Annotated in this window: 16 protein-coding genes and 1 tRNA gene; 10 read left to right on the forward strand and 7 right to left on the reverse strand. The window is 71.1% G+C overall.

All coding sequences use genetic code 11. The annotated features are described in order from the left end of the window. Positions 1 to 377: 377 nt before the first annotated feature. The 7 genes from ACSLTV_RS10800 (at position 378) to ACSLTV_RS10830 (ending at position 9,623) form a co-directional block, all read left to right on the forward strand. Entirely contained in the window at positions 378 to 2,657 is a 2,280-nt protein-coding gene (locus ACSLTV_RS10800; protein WP_435612027.1) for an FdhF/YdeP family oxidoreductase, read from the forward strand. Between the two features lie 50 nt (positions 2,658 to 2,707). After that, a complete protein-coding gene (locus ACSLTV_RS10805) occupies positions 2,708 to 3,196 on the forward strand; it encodes a hotdog fold thioesterase (RefSeq protein WP_432136026.1) in 489 nt (162 codons plus the stop codon). Positions 3,197 to 3,788: 592 nt separating this feature from the next. Then, the gene (locus ACSLTV_RS10810) at positions 3,789 to 5,021 is read left to right on the forward strand and encodes a branched-chain amino acid ABC transporter substrate-binding protein (RefSeq protein ID WP_432136025.1); all 1,233 of its coding nucleotides are present in this window, start codon (positions 3,789 to 3,791) and stop codon (positions 5,019 to 5,021) included. 111 nt (positions 5,022 to 5,132) lie between these two features. Continuing rightward, positions 5,133 to 6,062 carry a branched-chain amino acid ABC transporter permease gene (locus tag ACSLTV_RS10815; RefSeq protein WP_432136024.1) on the forward strand — a complete coding sequence of 310 codons (930 nt, stop codon included), beginning with the start codon at positions 5,133 to 5,135 and terminating at the stop codon, positions 6,060 to 6,062. 5 nt (positions 6,063 to 6,067) lie between these two features. Then, positions 6,068 to 7,894, forward strand: coding sequence for a branched-chain amino acid ABC transporter permease (locus tag ACSLTV_RS10820; protein ID WP_432136023.1), 1,827 nt, complete (start codon positions 6,068 to 6,070; stop codon positions 7,892 to 7,894). Positions 7,895 to 7,899: 5 nt separating this feature from the next. Continuing rightward, positions 7,900 to 8,910, forward strand: coding sequence for an ABC transporter ATP-binding protein (locus ACSLTV_RS10825; protein ID WP_435612028.1), 1,011 nt, complete (start codon positions 7,900 to 7,902; stop codon positions 8,908 to 8,910). Beyond that, positions 8,907 to 9,623, forward strand: a complete 717-nt coding sequence (locus tag ACSLTV_RS10830) for an ABC transporter ATP-binding protein (RefSeq protein ID WP_432136021.1) — start codon at positions 8,907 to 8,909, stop codon at positions 9,621 to 9,623. The genes ACSLTV_RS10825 and ACSLTV_RS10830 overlap by 4 nt, the downstream gene beginning before the upstream one ends. Before the next feature lie 72 nt (positions 9,624 to 9,695). Here the strand turns inward: ACSLTV_RS10830 and ACSLTV_RS10835 are convergent, their stop codons facing one another. Then, positions 9,696 to 10,349: an ANTAR domain-containing response regulator gene (locus tag ACSLTV_RS10835; protein WP_432136020.1), complete on the reverse strand. Its 654-nt coding sequence runs from the start codon at positions 10,347 to 10,349 to the stop codon at positions 9,696 to 9,698. Between the two features lie 100 nt (positions 10,350 to 10,449). Between ACSLTV_RS10835 and ACSLTV_RS10840 the strand changes: the two genes are divergently transcribed. Further along, a tRNA-Leu gene (locus tag ACSLTV_RS10840) sits at positions 10,450 to 10,531 on the forward strand. 68 nt (positions 10,532 to 10,599) lie between these two features. On the opposite strand, the gene pyk is transcribed toward ACSLTV_RS10840, so the two are convergent. Further along, entirely contained in the window at positions 10,600 to 12,036 is a 1,437-nt protein-coding gene (pyk, locus tag ACSLTV_RS10845; protein ID WP_432136019.1) for a pyruvate kinase, read from the reverse strand. 156 nt (positions 12,037 to 12,192) lie between these two features. Then, positions 12,193 to 12,870 carry an SIMPL domain-containing protein gene (locus ACSLTV_RS10850; RefSeq protein WP_432136018.1) on the reverse strand — a complete coding sequence of 226 codons (678 nt, stop codon included), beginning with the start codon at positions 12,868 to 12,870 and terminating at the stop codon, positions 12,193 to 12,195. A gap of 162 nt (positions 12,871 to 13,032) precedes the next feature. On the opposite strand from ACSLTV_RS10850, the gene ACSLTV_RS10855 reads away from it, so the two are divergent. After that, positions 13,033 to 14,844, forward strand: coding sequence for a bifunctional metallophosphatase/5'-nucleotidase (locus tag ACSLTV_RS10855; RefSeq protein ID WP_435612029.1), 1,812 nt, complete (start codon positions 13,033 to 13,035; stop codon positions 14,842 to 14,844). Between the two features lie 24 nt (positions 14,845 to 14,868). Here ACSLTV_RS10855 and ACSLTV_RS10860 read toward each other — a convergent pair whose 3' ends face one another. The 4 genes from ACSLTV_RS10860 to ACSLTV_RS10875 all read right to left on the reverse strand — a co-directional run bounded on the left by ACSLTV_RS10860 (position 14,869) and on the right by ACSLTV_RS10875 (position 20,876). Continuing rightward, positions 14,869 to 16,287: a lysine N(6)-hydroxylase/L-ornithine N(5)-oxygenase family protein gene (locus ACSLTV_RS10860; RefSeq protein WP_435612030.1), complete on the reverse strand. Its 1,419-nt coding sequence runs from the start codon at positions 16,285 to 16,287 to the stop codon at positions 14,869 to 14,871. Next, complete coding sequence (locus ACSLTV_RS10865; RefSeq protein ID WP_435612031.1) at positions 16,284 to 17,723, reverse strand: pyridoxal phosphate-dependent decarboxylase family protein; 1,440 nt, start codon at positions 17,721 to 17,723, stop codon at positions 16,284 to 16,286. Before ACSLTV_RS10865 ends, ACSLTV_RS10860 begins: the two co-directional genes overlap by 4 nt. Before the next feature lie 212 nt (positions 17,724 to 17,935). Further along, the gene (gene pepN / locus ACSLTV_RS10870; protein ID WP_432136014.1) at positions 17,936 to 20,434 is read right to left on the reverse strand and encodes an aminopeptidase N; all 2,499 of its coding nucleotides are present in this window, start codon (positions 20,432 to 20,434) and stop codon (positions 17,936 to 17,938) included. 103 nt (positions 20,435 to 20,537) lie between these two features. Next, entirely contained in the window at positions 20,538 to 20,876 is a 339-nt protein-coding gene (locus ACSLTV_RS10875; RefSeq protein ID WP_432136013.1) for a chorismate mutase, read from the reverse strand. Positions 20,877 to 20,946: 70 nt separating this feature from the next. Here ACSLTV_RS10875 and ACSLTV_RS10880 point away from each other — a divergent pair, with 70 nt between their 5' ends. Then, complete coding sequence (locus tag ACSLTV_RS10880; protein WP_435612032.1) at positions 20,947 to 21,843, forward strand: hypothetical protein; 897 nt, start codon at positions 20,947 to 20,949, stop codon at positions 21,841 to 21,843. The last annotated feature ends 44 nt before the right edge of the window (positions 21,844 to 21,887 follow it).

Raw genomic sequence — 21,887 nt, forward strand, 5'->3', positions numbered from 1 at the left:
GACACTCGGCCGCCACCGGCCGGCTTCGCACGCCGGAGCCGGCGCCCGGATGCGGCTCCCGCCGCCGGGCGCGGTCCGCCCTTCCGGGCCGTGAGCGGGCGCCCCCGCCGGCATGCCGGTCACCGGACCGGTGCGCGCCCCGCCCCGCCACTCCCCTCCACGCCGCCCGCGCTCCCCTCGCCCCCGCACTCCCCTCCACGCGGCCCTGCCCCGCCACGCCACACCGCTCGACGCCCCACCGCCGGGAAACGACCACCGCCGGCCCACCGCCGAGCCCTCCCCCGTACCCGACCGGGGACCGGCCCCTGTCGGTGCCCCGTGCGAGGATCGATGGCGTACCGCGGGAGCGCACCCGCGCAGTCGAAGGAGAGCGTGCGATGGCATCGAAGCCGCCCAAGGCCGACCCGGTTCAGGACGCACCGCGGGTCGACGAGCCGCAGCACGCGGCGGCGGGGCTGCCGGCCATCGGGCACACCCTGCGGATGGCCCGAGAGCAGATGGGTGTGAAGCGCACGGCGCTGACCCTGCTGCGGGTCAACCAGAAGGACGGCTTCGACTGTCCGGGCTGCGCCTGGCCCGAGCCGGACCACCGGCACCGGGCGGAGTTCTGCGAGAACGGCGCGAAGGCGGTCGCCGAGGAGGCGACCCTGCGCCGGGTCACCCCGGAGTTCTTCGCCGCGCACCCGGTGGCCGACCTCGCGACCCGCAGCGGCTACTGGCTCGGCCAGCAGGGCCGGCTCACCCACCCCGTGTACCTGCCCGAGGGCGGCACGCACTACGAGCCGGTCACCTGGGAGCGCGCCTTCGGCATCGTCGCCGAGGAGATCGCCGCCCTCGGCTCCCCCGACGAGGCCGTCTTCTACACCTCCGGCCGCACCAGCAACGAGGCCGCGTTCCTGTACCAGCTCTTCGCGCGCGAACTGGGCACGAACAACCTGCCGGACTGCTCCAACATGTGCCACGAGTCGTCCGGCTCGGCGCTGTCGGAGACGATCGGCGTCGGCAAGGGCAGTGTCCTGCTGGAGGACCTGTACCAGGCCGATCTGATCATCGTCGCCGGGCAGAACCCTGGCACCAACCACCCGCGGATGCTCTCCGCGCTGGAGAGGGCCAAGGCGAACGGGGCGCGGATCATCACGGTCAACCCGCTGCCCGAGGCCGGCCTGCAGCGGTTCAAGAACCCGCAGACGGCGAAGGGGCTCACCGCGGGCGCGGCGCTCACCGACCTGTTCCTGCAGATCCGCATCGGCGGCGACCAGGCCCTCTTCCGCCTCCTCAACAAGCTGATCCTGGAGACGGAGGGCGCCGTCGACGAAGGGTTCGTGCGCGACCACACGCACGGCTACGAGGAGTTCGCGGCGGCCGCCCGCGGCGCCGACTGGGAGGCGACGCTGGCCGCGACCGGCCTGACCCGTGACCGGGTCGAGCAGGCCCTGGACATGGTCCTCGCCTCGAAGCGGACCATCGTGTGCTGGGCGATGGGCCTGACCCAGCACAAACACTCGGTGCCGACCATCCGCGAGGTCGTCAACTTCCTCCTGCTGCGCGGGAACATCGGCCGCCCGGGGGCGGGGGTGTGTCCGGTGCGCGGCCACTCCAACGTGCAGGGCGACCGCACCATGGGCATCTTCGAGCGTCCGGCGCCCGCCTTCCTGGACGCCCTGGAGAAGGAGTTCGGGTTCGTTCCCCCGCGCGAGCACGGCTATGACGTCGTGCGGGCGATCCGGGCGCTGCGCGACGGCGAGGCCAAGGTGTTCTTCGCGATGGGCGGCAACTTCGTCGCCGCCTCTCCCGACACGGAGGTCACCGAGGCCGCGATGCGCCGGGCCCGGCTCACCGTGCACGTGTCGACCAAGCTCAACCGCTCGCACGTGGTCACGGGCGCGCGGGCGCTGATCCTGCCGACGCTCGGGCGCACCGAGCGCGACGTGCGCGGCGGCGGCGAGCAGTTCGTCACCGTGGAGGACTCCATGGGCATGGTGCACGCCTCCCGGGGCCGGCTGGAGCCGGCGAGCCCCCACCTGCTGTCCGAGCCGGCCATCGTGTGCCGGCTGGCCCGGCGGGTGCTCGGCGAGCGCAGCTCGGTGCCGTGGGAGGAGTTCGAGGAGGACTACGGGGCGATCCGTGACCGCATCGCGCGGGTGGTCCCCGGGTTCGAGGACTTCAACGCGCGGGTGGCCCGCCCGGGCGGCTTCGCGCTGCCGCACGCCCCGCGCGACGAGCGCCGCTTCCCGACGGCCACCGGCAAGGCCAACTTCACCGCCGCGCCGGTGGAGTTCCCGCAGCTGCCCGAGGGCCGGCTGCTGCTGCAGACCCTGCGCTCGCACGACCAGTACAACACCACGATCTACGGCCTGGACGACCGCTACCGGGGCATCCGGGGCGGCCGGCGGGTGGTCCTGGTGAACGCCGGGGACGCGCGGGAGCTGGGCGTCGCGGACGGCTCGTACGTCGATCTGGTGAGCGAGTGGAGGGACGGGGTGGAGCGGCGGGCGCCGGGTTTCCGGGTGGTCGTCTATCCGACCGCGCGGGGCTGCGCCGCCGCGTACTACCCCGAGACCAACGTCCTGGTGCCGCTGGACGCGACCGCGGACACCAGCAACACCCCGGCCAGCAAGTCCGTCGTGGTCCGTCTGGAACAATCGGCGGCCGACTGAGCGTTTGCTCAGGAGTTGCCTGACGTACGACGACGAACGGAGCCGGGCCCATGGGCGAGCAGCAGCATGTGAAGTTCCCGCAGGAGGTCCTCGACGAGTACGCCGCGCTCGGCGTCGACCTGCCCGCCCTGTTCTCGGCCGGCCACCTGGGCACGCGGATGGGCGTGCAGATCGTCGAAGCGTCGGCCGAGCGGGTCGTCGGGACGATGCCCGTCGAGGGCAACACCCAGCCCTACGGCCTGCTGCACGGCGGCGCCTCGGCCGTGCTCGCCGAGACCCTGGGCTCGGTCGGTTCGATGCTGCACGGCGGCAGCGCCAAGATCGCCGTGGGGGTCGACCTCAACTGCACGCATCACCGCGGGGTCCGCTCCGGTCTGGTCACCGGCGTGGCCACGCCGGTGCACCGCGGCCGCTCCACGGCTACGTACGAGATCGTGATCAGCGACGAGGGCGGGCGGCGGGTGTGCACGGCGCGGCTGACCTGCATGCTGCGGGACGTGCGTCCGGGCGACGAGGCGCCCGCGCGGCCGGCGCGCTGACCCGGGCCGACCGACGCACCGACCGTGCCGGGGGCGCAACCGCCGCCCCCGGCACACCTGTTGCTCCCCGACCCGGCGCTTCCGCGCCCGGATTCCGCCCGGTTTCCTCCGCCCTGACGGTTCATCACCAAGCATGGGGCGGAATGCGGGAAAATCAGCGGGGAACACCGACCCCCTTTCCCCCGCGTAACTGTGCGTAATACGCGCGCAATGCAGAAGGCCCTTTCATCCTTGGGGAACGCTTTACCCAGGAGTCCTCGAAGGCCCCGGAAGTAGCCCGCAGCAACGATTCCAGGTAATCACCAAAACGCCCGAGACACCTGAACACACCCGCGCCGGTCCTGGGAGTTCTCACCATGTGGACAGGGCGAATCGGCTGGAATTCCGTTGTTCCACCCACTCAGTACCGCTCTGCATTACCTCGTGTCATAACAAGAGAGTCACAGCCTCCGTCAGATACTCCTCCACCTTCCCCACACACGCTTAGAGTCACGGCCAGTCACCGCGCCACCGGATTCGAAGCCCCTTCGGTCCAGCGCTCGACTCGGCGCGACCCTGTGGAGGGCCGCCGTGCCAGGGAAAGGACTGATTCGTGCGTCAACGTTCGCTCATAGCCCTCACCGCGGCGCTCGCGGCGGGCTCGCTCACGCTCACCGCATGTGGGTCGCGCGACGACAGCGGAGACAGCGGCGGTGGTGGCGGCAAGACCACTGTCGTCATCGGCCTCGACGCCCCGCTGTCCGGCGACCTCTCTGCCCTGGGCCTCGGCATCCGCAACTCCGCCGACCTCGCGGTCAAGACCGCCAACAAGCAGGAGTACGTCAAGGGCGTCGAGTTCAAACTCGAATCCCTCGACGACCAGGCGCAGCCCTCCGTGGGCCAGCAGAACGCCCAGAAGTTCATCAGCGACAAGGCCGTCCTCGGCGTCGTCGGCCCGCTGAACTCCAGCGTCTCCCAGCAGATGCAGAAGCCGTTCAGCGACGCCGGCCTGGTCCAGGTCTCGCCCGCCAACACCGGCACCGAGCTGACCCAGGGCGACGGCTGGAAGACGGGCAACTCCGTCCGCCCGTTCAAGACGTTCTTCCGTACCGCCACCACCGACGAGGTCCAGGGCGCGTTCGCCGCCGACTACCTCTTCACCAAGGCGGGCAAGAAGAAGGTCTACCTGATCGACGACCAGAAGACCTACGGCGCGGGCCTGGCCGCCTCCTTCAAGGCGAACTTCACCAAGCTCGGCGGCACCATCGTCGGTTCGGACCACATCAACCCCGACGACCGTGACTTCAACGCCGTCGTCACCAAGATCAAGAAGACCGGTGCCGAGGCCCTGTACTACGGCGGCGAGTACCCGGCCGCCGCGCCCCTGAGCCAGCAGCTCAAGGACAGCGGCCAGAACATCCCGCTGATGGGCGGCGACGGGATCTACTCCGGCGAGTACCCCAAGCTGAACAAGAAGGCCGAGGGTGACCTCGCCACCTCCGTCGGCAAGCCCGTCGAGCAGCTCGACTCCGCGCAGACCTTCATCAAGAACTACAAGGCGGAGAACTACGAGGACGCCTACGAGGCCTACGGCGGCCTGACCTACGACGCCACCTGGTCCATCATCGAGGCCGTCAAGCTGGCCGTCGACGGCAACGGCGGCAAGGTCCCGGCGGACGGCCGCAAGGCGGTCCTGGACGCCATGAGCAAGGTCAAGTTCGACGGCGTCACCGGCACCATCTCGTTCGACGAGTTCGGTGACACCACCAACACCCTGATGACCGCCTACAAGATCAAGAGCAACGCCTGGGCCCCCGAGTACAGCGCCTCGCCCAAGCTGGACTGAGCAGGGACGGCAGACACACACCCCCGCACACATTGATCCAGGCCGCGCGGGCAGCGCCCACCAGCGCTCCCGCGCGGCGCCGTATCCGAACCACTCCACGGAGGCCCTGCGGTGCAAGAACTGCCGCAACAGCTGGCCAATGGACTCATCCTCGGCGCGATGTACGGACTCATCGCGATCGGCTACACGATGGTCTACGGCATCGTCCAGCTCATCAACTTCGCCCACGGCGAGATCTTCATGGTCGGGGGCTTCGGGGCCCTCACCGTCTGGCTCGTCCTCCCCAGCGGCTTCGCGCTCGGCGCCGCCATCCCCCTCATGATCCTCGGCGGCGTCATCGTGTCCGTCGCCGTCGCCACCGCGGCGGAACGGTTCGCCTACCGCCCTCTGCGTACCGCCCCCCGCCTCGCGCCCCTCATCACCGCCATCGGCCTGTCCATCGTGCTCCAGCAGGCCGTGTGGAAGTGGTACCCCGACGCGAAGAAGGACCGGCCCTTCCCGCAGTTCTCGGGAGCGCCCTTCGACTTCCTCGGCGCCAACATCCAGCGCGGTGACCTCTTCGTCCTGATAGCCGCCCCGCTGTGCATGGCCGCCCTGGCCCTCTTCGTCAGCAAGACCCGCGCCGGCCGCGGCATGCAGGCCACGGCGCAGGACCCCGACACGGCCAAGCTCATGGGCATCAACACCGACCGCATCATCGTCATGGCCTTCGCCATCGGTGCCGCCTTCGCCGCCATCGCCGCCGTCGCCTACGGCCTCAAGAACGGCCAAGTCGGCTTCCGCATGGGCTTCCTGATGGGTCTGAAGGCCTTCACCGCGGCCGTCCTCGGTGGCATCGGCAACATCTACGGCGCCATGCTCGGCGGCGTCGTCCTCGGTCTCGCCGAATCCCTCGCCACCGGCTACATCGGCGACATCCCCGGCATGGACCTCTTCGGCGGCGGCGCCTGGAAGGACGTGTGGGCGTTCGCCCTGCTCATCCTCGTCCTGCTCTTCAGACCGCAGGGCCTGCTCGGCGAACGCGTCGCGGATCGGGCGTGATACCCATGACCACCAGCACCTCTCCCGACATGACCTCGGGGACCACCCCCGACTCCGGGCCCCGGACCGAAGCGCTCGTCCCCCTGCCGCCCGCGGCGGCACGCGCCGGTGTGGTCGCCGGCTCGGCCGTCGCCCTCGTCGGCACCTTCCTCGCCTGGACCTGGACCGCGGAGTTCCCCGGCAACCTCACCGTCACCGGCTACCCCGGCGGCCTGCAGGTCCTCACCCTGGTCGGCGCCGCCCTCACCCTGCTGTTCACCCTCTCCGGCTACGGAGTCCGGGGGCTCGGCTGGCTCACCCCCGGCGGCACCAACAGCCCGGTCATCCTGAGCGCCCTCGGCGTCCTCGGCACCACCGGCTACGCCATGGGCGCCATCAGCTACAACCTCGGTGGCCTCGTCAACCTGGAACCCGGCGCCTGGGTCTCGGGCATCGGCGCCCTCGTGGCCGCCGTCAGCGCCCTCGGCCTGCCCGCCGACCACCCCCACAGCGCCGACGAACCGGCCCCCAGCACCTGGAGCCGTCTGCGCCACGCGCTGACCGCCCCGGAACCGCGCCGGCTGGAGAACCTGCCCTCCTGGGCCGAGATCCTCCTCATCACCGCCGGATTCGGCATCGGCCTCTACATCTTCGCGTACGGCATCGGCACCTACTCCGAGCTCTTCATCGGGTTCCTCGTCAGCGCCGCCTTCGGCGTCCTCGCCGTCGCCCGGGCCGGACTGATCAAGCAGCTGTCCGCGCTCACCGCCAAGCACCGCAGCGTCACCCTCACCGCCGCCTTCGCCGCCGCGATCTGCTTCCCCTTCACCCAGACCAACGACCAGTTCGCGCTGATCGGCGCCAACATCCTGATCTTCGCCACGGTCGCCCTGGGCCTCAACGTCGTCGTCGGCCTCGCCGGCCTCCTCGACCTCGGCTACGTCGCGTTCCTCGGTGTCGGCGCCTACGCCGCCGCCCTGGTCTCCGGCTCACCGCAGTCGTCCATCGGCGTACAGTTCCCGTTCTGGGCGGCCGCCCTCACCGGCGCCCTCGCCTCGCTCGTCTTCGGCGTGGTGATCGGCGCTCCCACCCTGCGTCTGCGCGGCGACTACCTCGCCATCGTGACGCTCGGCTTCGGTGAGATCTTCCGCATCACCATGAACAACCTGAACGGCAACAGCGGACCGGACATCACCAACGGCTCCAACGGCATCCCGAACATCCCCGACCTGAAGATCCTGGGATTCAACCTCGGGCTGCCGCACGACGTCCTCGGCCACGAACTGACCCGCTCCGGCAACTACTACCTGCTGATGCTGCTGTTCACGGCCATCGTCGTGACCGTCTTCCGCCGCAGCGCGGAGTCGCGCATCGGCCGCGCCTGGGTCGCCATCCGCGAGGACGAGACCGCCGCCACCGCCATGGGCATCAACGGCTTCCGCCTCAAGCTCCTGGCCTTCGCCCTCGGCGCCTGCCTCGCCGGCCTCGCCGGCACCGTCCAGGCCCACGTCTCCTACAGCGTCACCCCCGAGCAGTACCAGTTCGCCGGCCCCGTGCCGCCCAACTCGGCCTTCCTGCTCGCCGCCGTCATCCTCGGCGGCATGGGCACCATCAGCGGCCCCCTCATCGGCGCCGCCCTGCTCTACCTCATCCCGGCCAAGCTCCAGTTCATGGCCGACTACCAGCTGCTGCTCTTCGGCGTCGCCCTGATGCTGCTGATGCGCTTCCGGCCCGAGGGTCTGGTCGCCGACCGGCGCAAGCAGCTGGAATTCCACGACACCGGACAGCTCGACGTACCGGAGGACAAACCGCTGCCCGAAGGCGCCACCGGCGCGGCCAAGGCAGGGGCGTGACCGCCATGACCACCACCGCACCCACCACCACCACGGTCCTCGACGCCAGCGGCGTGACCATGCGCTTCGGCGGCCTCACCGCCGTACGCTCCGTCGACCTCACCGTCAACAGCGGCGAGATCGTCGGCCTCATCGGGCCCAACGGCGCCGGGAAGACCACCTTCTTCAACTGCCTCACCGGCCTGTACGTCCCCACCGAGGGCACGGTCAAGTACCAGGACACCGTCCTGCCGCCCAAGCCGCACCTGGTCACCCAGGCCGGCATCGCCCGCACCTTCCAGAACATCCGGCTCTTCGCCAACATGACCGTTCTGGAGAACGTCCTCGTGGGACGCCACACCCGCACCCGCGAGGGCCTGTGGTCCGCCCTCCTGCGTCTGCCGTCCTTCCACAAGGCGGAGGAGAAGTCCCGTGAGCGGGCGATGGAACTCCTGGAGTTCACCGGTCTCGCCGCCAAGGCGGACCACCTCGCCCGCAACCTCCCCTACGGCGAGCAGCGCAAGCTGGAGATCGCCCGCGCCCTGGCCAGCGAGCCCGGGCTCCTGCTGCTGGACGAGCCCACGGCCGGCATGAACCCGCAGGAGACCCGTGCCGCCGAGGAGCTCATCTTCGCGATCCGCGACAAGGGCATCGCCATCCTCGTCATCGAACACGACATCCGGTTCATCATGAACCTGTGCGACCGGGTCGCCGTGCTCGTCCAGGGCGAGAAGATCGTCGAAGGCCCCGCCGAAGTGGTCCAGGCCGACGAACGCGTCATCGCCGCCTACCTCGGCACCCCCTTCGAGGGCGCGCCCGGCAAGGAGGAGGCCGACGAGGTGGCGGCCGCCGAGTCCGAGGCGGCGGCCTCCCACGCGGCGGCGTCCGGGACGACGGCCGACGACACGGGATCGTCCGACACGGAGGCCGACGAAACGGATACGTCCGACACGGAGGCGTCCGACACGGAGGCGTCCGAAGCGGAGGCGTCCGAGGCGTCCCCGGCGGACAGCACCACGGAAGGGGACGACAAGTGACCGCACTGCTGGAGGTCGAGGACCTCAAGGTCGCCTACGGCAAGATCGAGGCCGTCAAGGGCATCTCCTTCACCGTCGAGCAGGGCGAGGTCGTCACCCTCATCGGCACCAACGGGGCCGGCAAGACCACCACCCTGAGGACCCTGTCCGGGCTCCTCCAGCCGGTCTCCGGTCACATCCGCTTCGACGGCCAGTCCCTGAAGAAGATCCCCGCCCACAAGATCGTCTCCCTCGGGCTCGCCCACTCCCCCGAGGGGCGGCACATCTTCCCCCGGATGACCATCGAGGACAACCTCCGCCTCGGCGCCTTCCTCCGGGACGACAAGGACGGCATCGAGAGGGACATCCAGCGCGCCTACGACCTCTTCCCCATCCTCGGGGAACGCCGGAAGCAGGCCGCCGGAACCCTCTCCGGCGGAGAGCAGCAGATGCTCGCCATGGGCCGCGCCCTGATGTCCCGGCCCAAGCTGCTCATGCTCGACGAGCCCTCCATGGGCCTCTCGCCGATCATGATGCAGAAGATCATGGCGACCATTCAGGAGCTGAAGCAGCAGGGCACCACCATTCTGCTCATCGAGCAGAACGCCCAGGCCGCCCTCTCCCTGGCCGACCACGGCCACGTCATGGAAGTCGGCAAGATCGTCCTGTCCGGCAGCGGTCAGGACCTCCTCCACGACGAGTCCGTGCGCAAGGCCTACCTCGGCGAGGACTGACCCGCACACGACGAGGCCCGCGCCCCCGGTGCTTTCCGGGGAGCGCGGGCCTCGTCGTACGCGTCGGGCCGCTCAGCCCTTGGACGTCTTCTTCTCCTCCGCGTCCTGGATGACGGCCTCCGCGACCTGCTGCATCGACATGCGTCGATCCATCGAGGTCTTCTGGATCCACCGGAACGCGGCCGGCTCCGTCAGACCGTACTGCGTCTGCAGGACCGACTTCGCGCGGTCCACCAGCTTGCGCGTCTCCAGGCGCTGGGTGAGGTCCGCGACCTCCTTCTCCAGCTCCTTCAGCTCGGTGAACCGGGAGACGGCCATCTCGATCGCCGGCACCACGTCGCTCTTGCTGAACGGCTTGACCAGGTACGCCATGGCGCCCGCGTCCCGAGCCCGCTCCACCAGGTCGCGCTGGGAGAACGCCGTCAGCATCAGCACCGGGGCGATACTCTCCTCGGCGATCTTCTCCGCCGCCGAGATGCCGTCCATCTTCGGCATCTTCACGTCCAGGATCACCAGGTCCGGCCGGTGCTCACGGGCCAGCTCGATCGCCTGCTCACCGTCCCCGGCCTCGCCGACGACGCTGTAGCCCTCCTCCTCCAGCATCTCTTTGAGATCCAGCCGGATGAGCGCCTCGTCCTCGGCGATGACGACCCGGGTCGTCAGCGGAGGCACGTGCGACCTGTCGTCGTCGGGCACGTCTACGGGCTGGGGCGACTCGGCGGTCACGGGGGCTCCTTGGTACGGGCCGGGCTGTGCTGCTGAGTATGAAGCCTACCCAGAGGCAGAGGGGTGTGGTGACCCGGTATGCTTCCGCGCAGCGGCTCCCGCCGGGTTGGTGGAATCGGCATACACACGGTCCTCAAAAGACCGCGCCTCACGGCTTGCGGGTTCGAATCCCGCACCCGGCACGCTTCTGGCGGAGGCTCACTCAGGTGAGCCTCCGCTTTTCGTTGCGCGCGGCAACCGGCTGGTCCGGTCACCTGCCCGCGTCGGACTCGCCGATGTGGTGGACGCGGACCATGTTCGTGGAGCCGGAGACGCCCGGCGGGGAGCCGGCGGTGATGACGACGGTGTCGCCCGGACGGCAGCGGCCGTAGCGGGTCAGCAGCTCGTCGACCTGGTCGACCATGGCGTCCGTGGAGTCGACGTGGGGGCCGAGGAAGGTCTCCACACCCCAGCTGGCGCTCAGCTGGGAGCGGGTCGCCGGATCGGGGGTGAAGGCGAGCAGGGGGATCGGGGAGCGATAGCGGGAGAGGCGGCGGGCGGTGTCGCCGGACTGCGTGAAGGCGACGAGGAACTTCGCGCCGAGGAAGTCACCCGTCTCGGCCGCCGCACGGGCGACCGCACCGCCCTGGGTGCGCGGTTTGCTGCTCTCGGTGAGCGGGGGCAGACCCTTGGCGAGGATGTCCTCCTCCGCCGCCGCGACGATCTTGGCCATGGTGCGGACGGATTCCACGGCGTGTTTGCCGACACTGGTCTCGCCGGACAGCATCACCGCGTCGGTGCCGTCGATGACGGCGTTGGCGACGTCGGACGCCTCCGCGCGGGTGGGCCGGCTGTTCTCGATCATGGAGTCGAGCATCTGGGTGGCCACGATGACCGGCTTCGCGTTGCGCCTGGCCAGTTTGACGGCGCGCTTCTGGACGATGGGGACCTGTTCGAGGGGCATCTCCACACCGAGGTCGCCGCGGGCCACCATGAGCCCGTCGAAGGCGGCGACGATGTCCTCGATGGCGTCGACGGCCTGGGGTTTCTCCACCTTGGCGATGACGGGGAGGCGGCGGCCCTCCTCGTCCATGATCCGGTGGACCTCCCGGATGTCCCGGCCGCTGCGGACGAAGGAGAGGGCGACGATGTCGAAGCCGGTGCGCAGCGCCCAGCGGAGGTCCTCCTCGTCCTTCTTGGCCAGCGCGGGGACGGATACGGCGACTCCGGGCAGGTTGAGGCCCTTGTGGTCGGAGACCATCCCGCCCTCGACGACCGTGGTGCGGACGCGGGGCCCGTCGACGTCGGTGACTTCGAGGCCGACCTTGCCGTCGTCGACGAGGATGCGTTCGCCGGGGGTGACGTCGTCGGCGAGTCCGGCGTAGGTGGTGCCGCACTGGTGGCGGTCGCCCTCGACGCCCTCCTCGACGGTGATGGTGAAGGTGTCGCCGCGCTCCAGGAGGACGGGCCCTTCGGCGAAGCGGCCGAGTCTGATCTTCGGCCCCTGGAGGTCGGCGAGGAGGCCGACGCTGCGGCCGGTCTCGTCGGCGGCCTTGCGGACCCGCTGGTAGCGCTCCTCGTGTTCGGCGTGGGAACCGTGACTGAGGTTGAAGCGGGCGATGTCCATTCCGGCGTCGACCAGGGATTTGATCTGGTCGTAGGAGTCGGTGGCAGGACCCAGGGTGCAGACGATTTTCGCTCGGCGCATGGAGCGACCCTACGACTTACCACCGAGTAGTTTCTTGGCCGGACATGTCGGGCCAACGACCTTTGCCCTAAGGGTGGTTGACGGACGCCGAATTGTGCGACGGGGTGCTCTGATGAGCAGTCGGACACCTTTTCGCGATGCAGAGCGACTTTCTGCTCATAGGCTTGGCGGATTCATCGTGAATTGTGCGGTGACCTCCGCCCTGACCCGCATTCTCTGCGGTTCCAGGTCGAGGGCTTCGGGCGTGTCGGCGGCGCCCCCGGCGGAGGCGCGCACGACCCGGCGTTCGAAGGCGGCCCGGGGGCGCCCCTCATGGCTGCCGGAGTCGGCGAGTTCGACGAGGGCGGCGAGGGTGGTGCCGAGGGCCTGCGCGTACTCGCGGGCGCGCCGGACCGCTCCCTGCACGGCCTGCTCCCGTGCCCGGCGGTGGACGGGCGAGTCGGGGCGCAGGTCCCACGACGGGCCGTCGACCCGGGTGACGTCCAGGTCGGCGAGGCGGGCGACCAGTTCACCGAGGACGGTGAAGTCGGTGAGTTCGGCGGTGACCCAGACGCGGCCGTGGTACGCGCGGACGCCTCCGCGCGAACGACCGGAGACCTCGGGGCCGACCGAGACGGTGCCGGTGGACAGGTGGGCCACCGCGTCGCCGTAGGACCTGACGAGGTCCAGGGCGGCGGTGTTGCGGCGGGTGAGGTCGTCGAGGGCGGTGCGGCGGTCGCGGCCGCGGGCGATGACCGTGGCGGTGATGCGGGCGAGGTCGGGGTCGGCGTCCAGTTCGGCTTCGCCGCGGACGGTGAGGAGGGGGGCGTCGGGAGTGCCGTGCGGTGCGGTCATACGCCCCACACTGTCAGTCCTTGGCCGCTTATGACACCGGAGTTGTTTCTTCCGGTCACCAGAAAGAAACCCTCCGGCCCTTTTGCGTCTGGTCATGACCGGGTCAGAATCTACGCGCGTTATCTACGCGCGTCAGTGATCGTCCCGCGAGGAGAGCAAGACATGCCGTTGAACCGCCGGAAGTTCCTCAAAAAGTCCGCCGCGACCGGGGCGGGAGTGGCGATCGCGGGGGCCGCTGCGGCCCCGGCCGACGCGGCGACCACACCGGCCCCGGCCGACCGGAAGCACCCCCGGCGCTACTCGCTCACCGTCATGGGGACGACCGACCTGCACGGCCACGTCTTCAACTGGGACTACTTCAAGGACGCGGAGTACACCGACAAGGCGGGCAACGCCCAGGGCCTGGCGCGCATCTCCACGCTGGTGAACGGGATCCGGGCGGAGAAGGGCCGCCGCAACACGCTGCTGATCGACGCGGGCGACACCATCCAGGGCACGCCGCTGACGTACTACTACGCGAAGGTGGACCCGATCACCGCCGAGGGCGGCCCGGTGCACCCCATGGCGCAGGCGATGAACGCGATCGGGTTCGACGCCGCCGCGCTCGGCAACCACGAGTTCAACTACGGCATCGAGACGCTGCGCAGGTTCGAGGAGCAGCTGGACTTCCCGCTGCTGGGCGCGAACGCGGTGGACGCGAAGACGCTGCGGCCGGCCTTCCCGCCGTACTTCATGAAGACGTTCCACGCGCCGGGGTGCGGGCGGCCGGTGAAGGTGGCGGTGCTGGGTCTGACGAACCCCGGCATCGCGATCTGGGACAAGGCGTACGTGCAGGGCAAGCTGGCGTTCCCGGGGCTGGAGGAGCAGGCCGCGAAGTGGGTGCCGAAGCTGAAGTCGATGGGCGCGGACGTGGTGATCGTCTCGGCTCACTCGGGTTCGTCGGGCACGTCGTCGTACGGTGACCAGGTGCCGTACGTGGAGAACGCGGCGGCCAACGTGGCGCGGCTGGTGCCGGACATCGACGCGATCCTGGTCGGGCACGCGCACGTGGAGATCCCGGAGCTGAAGGTCGTCAACGAGAAGACGGGGCGGACGGTGGTGCTGTCGGAGCCGCTGGCGTACGCGGAGCGGCTGTCGGTCTTCGACATCGGGCTGGTCTTCGCCAAGGGCCGCTGGAGTGTGGAGTCGGTGGCGTCGAAGGTGCTGAACTCGAACGCGGTCGCCGACGACCCGGAGATCGTCAAGCTGCTGAGCGACGAGCACGCGAAGGTCGTCGAGTACGTCAACCAGGTGGTGGGCACGGCGACGCAGACACTGACGACGGTCGAGGCCCGCTACAAGGACGCGCCCATCATCGACCTGATCACCAGGGTCCAGGAGGACGTGGTCAAGGCGGCGCTGGCCGGCACCGAGTACGCGTCGCTGCCGGTGATCTCGCAGGCGTCGCCGTTCTCCCGCACGTCGGAGATCCCGGCGGGCGAGGTGACGATCCGGGACCTGTCGAGCCTGTACGTCTACGACAACACGCTCGTCGCCAAGGTGATGACCGGAGCACAGCTCAGGGCGTACCTGGAGTACTCGGCGGAGTACTTCGTGCAGACGGCCGTCGGTGCGGTGGTCGACGTGGAGAAGCTCACCAACGCGAACGGCCGCCCGGACTACAACTACGACTACGTGTCGGGTCTGTCGTACGACATCGACATCGCCCGGGCGCCGGGCTCGCGGATCAGGAACCTGACGTACCAGGGTGCGGCGCTGGACGACGGGCAGCGGTTCGTGTTCGCGGTGAACAACTACCGGGCCAACGGCGGCGGCGCGTTCCCGCACGTGGCGTCGGCGCAGGAGGTGTGGTCGGAGTCGACGGAGATCCGGACCCGGATCGCGGAGTGGGTGACCGCGAAGGGGGTGCTGGACCCGGCGGACTTCGCCTCGGTGGACTGGAGGCTGACGCGGGAGGGCACACCGGTGTTCTAGGGCCGCCGGATGTCGGCGGCGGCCTCAGACTCCGTCCACCAGGGGTGTCAGTGCCCTGGGCCGGCGGGCGGGCGGAATCTGGGGCTGTCGCTGTTCCAGGCCGAAGGTGGTGAAGGCGGTGCGGTCCGGCAGGGGGTAGGGCTCCTTGCCGGTGAGGGTGTTGAGGATGGTGGCGGAGCGCCATGCGGTGAGGCCGAGGTCGGGGGCGCCGACGCCGTGGGTGTGGCGTTCGGCGTTCTGGACGAAGACGGACCCGGTGACGGAGGGGTCGGTGACGAGGCGGTAGCGGTCGTCGATACGGAGGCGTTCCGAACTGTCGCGGCGCAGATAGGGGTCGAGGCCGGCGAGGAGGCGGTCGAGGGGGCGTTCGCGGTAGCCGGTGGCGAGGACGACGGCGTCGGTGGTGAGGCGGGAGCGGGTGTTCTGTTCCAGGTGTTCCAGGTGGAGTTCGACCCTCGTGGTGGCGATGCGGCCGGCGGTGCGGACGCGGACTCCGGGGGTGAGGACGGCGTCGGGCCAGCCTCCGTCGAGGGTGCGGCGGTAGAGCTCGTCGTGGACAGCGGCGAGGGTGCCCGCGTCGATGCCCTTGTGGAGCTGCCACTGGGTGCGGACCAGCTCGTCGCGGACGGCTTCGGGCAGGCCGTGGAAGTAGCGGGCGTAGTCGGGGGTGAAGTGCTCCAGGCCGAGCTTGGAGTACTCCATGGGGGCGAAGGCGGGGGTGCGGCCGATCCAGTGGAGCCGTTCACGGCCGGCGGGGCGGTGGCGGAGCAGGTCGAGGAAGATCTCGGCGCCGGTCTGTCCGGAGCCCACGACGGTGACGTGGCCGGCGGCGAGCAGGGTGTCGCGGTGGTCGAGGTAGTCGGCGGCGTGCAGGACGGGAACGCCGGGGGCGTCGACGAGGGGGCGCAGGGCGTCGGGGACGTGGGGCCGGGTGCCGATGCCGAGAACGATGTTCCTGGCGTACGTGCGGCCGAGGGCCTCGGCCTCGCCGTCGGTGTCGAGCTGGGTGAAGTCGACCTCGAAGAGGTCGCGTTCGGGGTTCCAGCGGACGGCGTCGACCTGGTGGCCGAAGCGCAGGGCGGGCAGGTGGTCGGCGACCCAGCGGCAGTAGGCGTCGTACTCGGCACGGTGGATGTGGAAACGCTCGGCGAAGTAGAAGGGGAAGAGCCGGTCGCGGGCCCTGAGGTAGTTCAGGAAGGTCCAGGGGCTGGCGGGGTCGGCGAGGGTGACGAGGTCGGCCAGGAAGGGCACTTGGACGCGGGCGCCGTCGAGGAGCAGGCCGGGGTGCCAGGTGAAGGCGGGGCACTGCTCGTAGAAGAAGGTGTCGAGTTCGGTGCGCTGGTGGGCGAGGGCGGCCAGGGAGAGGTTGCTGGGGCCGATGCCGATGCCGACGAGGTCGAGGGGGCTGTCGGGTTCGGGGCGCGGGTCGGGGAGGGTGCTCATCGGGGGGTGTGTCCTTCCACCAGGTTCAGCAGGGTGGCCAGGTCGTGGGGCCGGGCGCAGGGGTTGAGGAGGGTGGCCTTGAGCCAGAGACGGCCACCGAGACGGGCGCGGCCGAGGACGGCGTGGCCGTCGGTGAGGAGGGTGCGGCGCACGGCGGCCACGGCGGTGTCGGGGGCGCCGGCGGGGCGGAACAGGACCGTGCTGAGGGTGGGCCGGTCGTGGAGTTCGAGGCCGGGGCGGTCGGCGACGAGGTCGGCGAGTTCCTGGGCCAGGGCGCAGACGCGGTCGACCAGGGCGCCCAGGCCGGTGCGGCCGAGGGTGCGCAGGGTGACGGCGGTCTTGAGGACGTCGGGGCGGCGGCTGGTGCGCGGGGAGCGGCCGAGGAGGTCGGGCAGGCCGGCTTCGGTGTCGTCGTCGGCGTTGAGGTAGTCGGCGCGCTGGTGCAGGGCGGTGAGGTCGGTGGGGTCGCGGACGGCGAGGAGGCCCGCGGCGATCGGCTGCCAGCCGAGTTTGTGCAGGTCGAGGGTGACGGTGTCGGCGGTGTGGAGTCCGGCGAGCTTGGGGCGGTGCCGGTCGCTGAACAGCAGGCCGCCCGCGTAGGCGGCGTCGATGTGCAGCCGGGCGCCATGGGCGGCGCAGCGGGCGGCGATGTCGGGCAGGGGGTCGATGAGGCCGGCGTCGGTGGTGCCGGCGGTGGCGGCGACGAGTACCGGGCCGCGGGGCTCGGGCAGGGTGGCGAGGGCGGTGTGGAGGGCGGCGGGGTCGAGGGTGCCGGCCGGGGTGGGGATCACCACCGGTTCGGGCAGGCCGAGGAGCCAGGCGGCGCGGCGCAGGGAGTGGTGGGCGTTGGCGCCGTGGACGAGGCGGAGGGGTCCGGCGTGCGGGTGGCGGGGCGCTGGCGTGCCGGCCGTCTCGCGGCTGTCTCGGGCCGCGCGGGTCGCGTGGGTCTCGCGGGTCTCGCGGGCGAGGAGGACGGCGAGTTGGTTGGCCTCGGTGCCGCCGGTGGTGACGACGGCGTCGGCCAGGCCCGCGTGGTGGGCGAGGGCCCGGGTGACGAGGGCTTCCAGCGCGGAGGCTGCCGGGGCCTGGTCCCAGGAGTCCAGGGACGGGTTGAGGACGGAGGCTGCGAGGTCGGCGGCAGCGGCGACGGCGAGCGGCGGGCAGTGCAGGTGGGCGGCGCACAGCGGGTCGGCGGGGTCGGCGGCGCCCTCGGCGAGGGTCCGCACGAGGTCGGCGAGGGCGGCCGGGTCGCCGCTCTCGGGCAGCGGCTCGCCGAGGGCGTCCCGTACCCGGGCGGCGACGGCGCGCGGCCCGCCGGCCGGCAGGGGCCCGCCGCGGGCCCGGGTCCCGGCCTCCAGCGCGTCCAGGACGACGCCGGTCAACTCCCTCAGGGCAGCGGCGCCTTGGCGGCCGGAGGCGAGAGGCGGCATGCTCATGCGCACCAGCTTGTACGGCCTCGGGGTACTGCGCCCGAAAAGTGGCGGGAACGAACCCGAAAGGGGGTACGTGCGGGTGGACGCACGGCCCGGCGCGAGCGGTGAAACGCGGATCGGCGTACTCACCCCGGGGACGCAGGGAGCCGCCCGACCGGCCCCCGCGTCCCCGCATCCCATCGCCCCCGCGTCCCCGCGTCCCCGCGGTCGGCCGGCTACCCCGCCGACACGGTCCGTACCCGCAACGCCCGTTCCAGGTCGTCCAGCTGGTCGACGAGCTTGCGCCGCAGGGCCGGGATCGGCTCGCCGTCGGTGAGGCACGCCTTGCCCAGGCGGAGCGCCTCCTCGTCCACCGCGTGGACGGGGAACGCCCACCGTCCCGCCGCGTCGGCGATGGCCGGCCCGCGCCGCTCGGCGACGGCGACCGCGTCGGCGTAGAAGCGGGCCACGTACGGCCGTACCAGCTCGGCCTGTTCGGGCTGCCAGAAGCCCTGCGCGGTGGCGGTGAAGAGGTAGTTGGAGAGGTCGTCGCCGGCGAACATGGCGTCCCAGGCCGCCGCCTTGGCCGCCGGGTCGGGCAGCGCGGCCCGGCAGCGGGCGGCGCCTTCCCGCCCGGTGGCGGAGGGGTCGCGGTCGAGCTCCGCGGCGATGGCGGCCTCGTCGGTCGCGCCCAGCACGGCGAGCCGCGCGAGGACCCGCCAGCGCAGGTCGGCGTCGAGTTCCGGGCCGCCGGGCACGGTCCCGTCGGCGAGCCAGGCGGCGATGGTCTCGGGGTGGGCGGCGACGTCGACGAAGTGGCGTACGGCGATCAGGCGCAGGCCGGGGTGGTCGCCGTCCTCGGTGCGGCGGATGAGGTCGCGGCACAGGGAGGACAGGGTGGCGAGGGCGGCGGGGCGCTGCTCGGGTGTGACGTACCGGTCGGCGATCTGGCCGCAGGCGAAGCCGAGGACGCCCTGCACGAGGGCGAGGTCGGTCTCGTGCGGCAGGTGGGCGCGGGCGGCCTCCAGGTAGGCGGCGGGCGGGAGTTCGCCGTCGCGGACGGCGTCGCGCAGGGCGTTCCAGACGACCGCGCGGGTGAGCGGGTCGGGCAGCCCGGACAGCGCGGTGCGCACGGTCGCGGAGGAGTCCGCGTCGAAGCGGATCTTGGCGTAGGTGAGGTCGCCGTCGTTCAGCAGGAGCAGGGCCGGCTTCTTGCCGAGCGGCTGGGGCGCGGTCTGCGGGACGTCGACCTCGATCCGCTCGCGCAGGGTGAGGCGGCCCTCGTCGGTGAGGTCCTGGTCGTAGAGGCCGACGCTGATGCGGTGGGGGCGGCTGCCGGCGCGTTCGACGGTGAGGGTGCGCGAGCCGTTGGTGCCGCCGACGGTGGGGGTGAGGGTGTCGACGCCGGTGGTGCGCAGCCAGGCCTCGGCCCAGGCGTGGACGTCGCGGTCGGTGGCGGCGGCGAGGGAGTCGATGAAGTCGGCGAGGGTGGCGTTGGCGAACCTGTGCCGTTCGAAATGGATGTTGATGCCGGCGAGGAAGTCCTTCTCGCCGAGCCAGGCCACCAGCTGGCGCAGCGCGGAGGCGCCCTTGGCGTAGGAGATGCCGTCGAAGTTGAGGAGCGCGGAGGCCGTGTCCGGGACGGCGTCGGGTGCGACGGGGTGGGTGGAGGGGCGCTGGTCGGCGTCGTAGCCCCACGCCTTGCGGACGACGCCGAAGTCGGTCCAGGTGTCGGTGAAGCGGGTGGCCTCGGCGGTGGTCTGGTAACCCATGTACTCGGCGAAGGACTCGTTCAGCCAGATGTCGTCCCACCAGCGCAGGGTGACGAGGTCGCCGAACCACATGTGGGCCATCTCGTGGGCGATGACCATGGCGCGGGTCTGGCGTTCGGTGTCGGTCACGGCGGAGCGGAAGACGAACTCGTCGCGGAAGGTGACCAGGCCGGGGTTCTCCATGGCGCCGGCGTTGAACTCGGGGACGAAGGCCTGGTCGTAGGAGTCGAACGGGTAGGGCTCGGTGAACTTCTCGTGGTAACGGTCGAAGCACTGCCGGGTGACGTCGAGGAGTTCGTCGGCGTCGGCGTCGAGGTGGGGGGCGAGGGAGCGGCGGCAGTGGATGCCGAAGGGCAGGCCGTGGTGTTCGGTGCGCACGGAGTGCCAGGGGCCGGCGGCGACGGCGACGAGGTAGGTGGAGATCAGGGGGGTGGTGGCGGCCTTCCAGACGCCGTCGCCGGTGTGCTCGGTGATGCCGTTGGCGAGGACGGTCCACCCTTCGGGGGCCTTGACGGTGAGGTCGAAGACGGCCTTGAGGTCGGGCTGGTCGAACGCGGCGAAGACGCGCTGGACGTCGTCCATGAACAGCTGGGTGTAGACGTAGGTCTCCCCGTCGGCGGGGTCGGTGAAGCGGTGCATGCCCTCACCGGTGCGGGAGTAGCGCATGCGCGCGTCGACGCGCAGTTCGTGGTCGCCGGGGGCGAGGTTCTTCAGCGGGAGCCGGTTGCCGTCCAGGGACCCGGGGTCCAGGGGGTGTCCGTCGAGCGTGGCGGAGCGCAGTTCGGCGGGTTTGAGCTCGACGAAGGTGTCCGTCACCTCGTGGTCCGTGCGCGCGGAGAACCGGATGACGGTGTGGGACGTGAAGGTCTCGTCGCCGGTGGTGAGGTCGAGCTCGATGGTGTAGCGGTGGACGTCGAGCAGCTGGGCACGGGTCTGCGCTTCGTCGCGCGTCAGTACGGACATGGACGACATGCTGCCTGATGGCGTCGCGTGGGCACAGGGGCGGATCGGTACGTGCGCGATGTCGGGGCGTGCACCGGCCGCCGTCCGTGCCCGGACGGGCGCGTCAGCCGGCGGTGCCGACCGTGTCCTCGGCGATGCGCTCGTGGTGGCGGATGACCTCGGCGATGATGAAGTTGAGGAACTTCTCGGCGAAGGCGGGGTCCAGTTTGGCGCTCTCGGCGAGGGCGCGCAGCCGGGCGATCTGGCGGGCCTCGCGCCCCGGGTCGGCGGCCGGCAGCTGGTGGCGGGCCTTGAGGTGGCCGACCTGCTGGGTGCACTTGAAGCGCTCGGCGAGCATGTGGACGACGGCCGCGTCGATGTTGTCGATGCTGTCGCGCAGCCGCGCCAGCTCCTCGCGCACGGCGGGGTCGACGTCACCGGTTCCGGTGTTGCTGGTGGTCATGGGCGTTCACCCTAGTGGGCGCCCTCCTCGTACAGTGGTATCGGGTTCACGGCTGTCCTGGGGGTGCGGCGTGGCGAACGGCGGACCGGTCGAGCACGGCTTTCCGCATCTGGAGACGGTGCGGGACGCGATCACGGCGCTGTACCGGCGGTTGTCGTACGACACCGTTCACGCCTTCGACACCAGTGTGCCGCCGGTCGATGTGGCGTTCTGCGACACCGACGACCTGTATCTGGGGGCGCAGCGGGTGGCGCGTGCGCTGGTGCGGCACTTCCGGCTGCCGGACGCGCGGCTGATCGTGAGCTTCCGGGAGATGGAGCAGGCGGCGAGCGTGGAGCTGACGGCCGGCCCGGAGTACTTCGTGGAGCTGAACGCCCGGTTCCGTACGCATCGGCGGGACATCGGCGCGGCGCTGGCGCACGAGATCGCGCACGTGTACCTGCACCGGCTGGACCTGTCGTTCCCGGGCACCCGCGCCAACGAGATCCTCACGGACACGGTGACGACGTATATGGGCGCCGGTTGGCTGCTGCTGGACGCGTTCCGGCAGGACGGGGTGTCCTCGCAGAAGCTGGGGTATCTCACGCCGGAGGAGTTCGGGTACGTGCTGGCGAAACGAGCGCTGGTGTTCGGGGAGGATCCGTCGCCGTGGTTCACCAGCGCTCCGGCGTACGAGGCGTACGTGCGGGGGCGGGAGCGGGCCGGCCGCGACGGGCGGCAGCCGCCGCTCACGGCGGCCGGGTGGGCGGGGCGCCGGCGGTACGCGCAGGACCGGCGCCGGGCGCAGGCGCTCAGGCCGGGCGGGGGCGCGGAGGGAGCGGGGTACTCGTTCGCGCCGGGCGGGGACGGTCCGTGGCGGGTGACGTTCCCCTGTCCCACCTGCCATCAGCGGATCCGGGTGCCGGTCCGGGGGAGGGTGCGGGCGCGGTGCGGGCTGTGCCGGACGGTTCTGGAGTGCGACACGTAGGAACGCTTCGCCTCCCCGGCCGGTCCCGCCCGGGGTGGGTGCGG

The sequence above is a fragment of the Streptomyces sp. bgisy159 genome (assembly GCF_965341775.1).
GTDB lineage: Bacteria > Actinomycetota > Actinomycetes > Streptomycetales > Streptomycetaceae > Streptomyces.

What these genes read in the sequence shown, in the direction of transcription:
- ACSLTV_RS10825 (WP_435612028.1), top strand. Translation starts at nt 7,900, where the DNA reads ATGACCACCACCGCACCCACCACCACCACGGTCCTCGACGCCAGCGGC.
- pyk (WP_432136019.1), bottom strand. Translation starts at nt 12,036, where the DNA reads ATGCGCCGAGCGAAAATCGTCTGCACCCTGGGTCCTGCCACCGACTCC.
- ACSLTV_RS10875 (WP_432136013.1), bottom strand. Translation starts at nt 20,876, where the DNA reads ATGACCACCAGCAACACCGGAACCGGTGACGTCGACCCCGCCGTGCGC.
- ACSLTV_RS10850 (WP_432136018.1), bottom strand. Translation starts at nt 12,870, where the DNA reads ATGACCGCACCGCACGGCACTCCCGACGCCCCCCTCCTCACCGTCCGC.
- ACSLTV_RS10865 (WP_435612031.1), bottom strand. Translation starts at nt 17,723, where the DNA reads ATGAGCATGCCGCCTCTCGCCTCCGGCCGCCAAGGCGCCGCTGCCCTG.
- ACSLTV_RS10855 (WP_435612029.1), top strand. Translation starts at nt 13,033, where the DNA reads ATGCCGTTGAACCGCCGGAAGTTCCTCAAAAAGTCCGCCGCGACCGGG.
- pepN (WP_432136014.1), bottom strand. Translation starts at nt 20,434, where the DNA reads ATGTCCGTACTGACGCGCGACGAAGCGCAGACCCGTGCCCAGCTGCTC.
- ACSLTV_RS10860 (WP_435612030.1), bottom strand. Translation starts at nt 16,287, where the DNA reads ATGAGCACCCTCCCCGACCCGCGCCCCGAACCCGACAGCCCCCTCGAC.
- ACSLTV_RS10805 (WP_432136026.1), top strand. Translation starts at nt 2,708, where the DNA reads ATGGGCGAGCAGCAGCATGTGAAGTTCCCGCAGGAGGTCCTCGACGAG.
- ACSLTV_RS10800 (WP_435612027.1), top strand. Translation starts at nt 378, where the DNA reads ATGGCATCGAAGCCGCCCAAGGCCGACCCGGTTCAGGACGCACCGCGG.
- ACSLTV_RS10820 (WP_432136023.1), top strand. Translation starts at nt 6,068, where the DNA reads ATGACCACCAGCACCTCTCCCGACATGACCTCGGGGACCACCCCCGAC.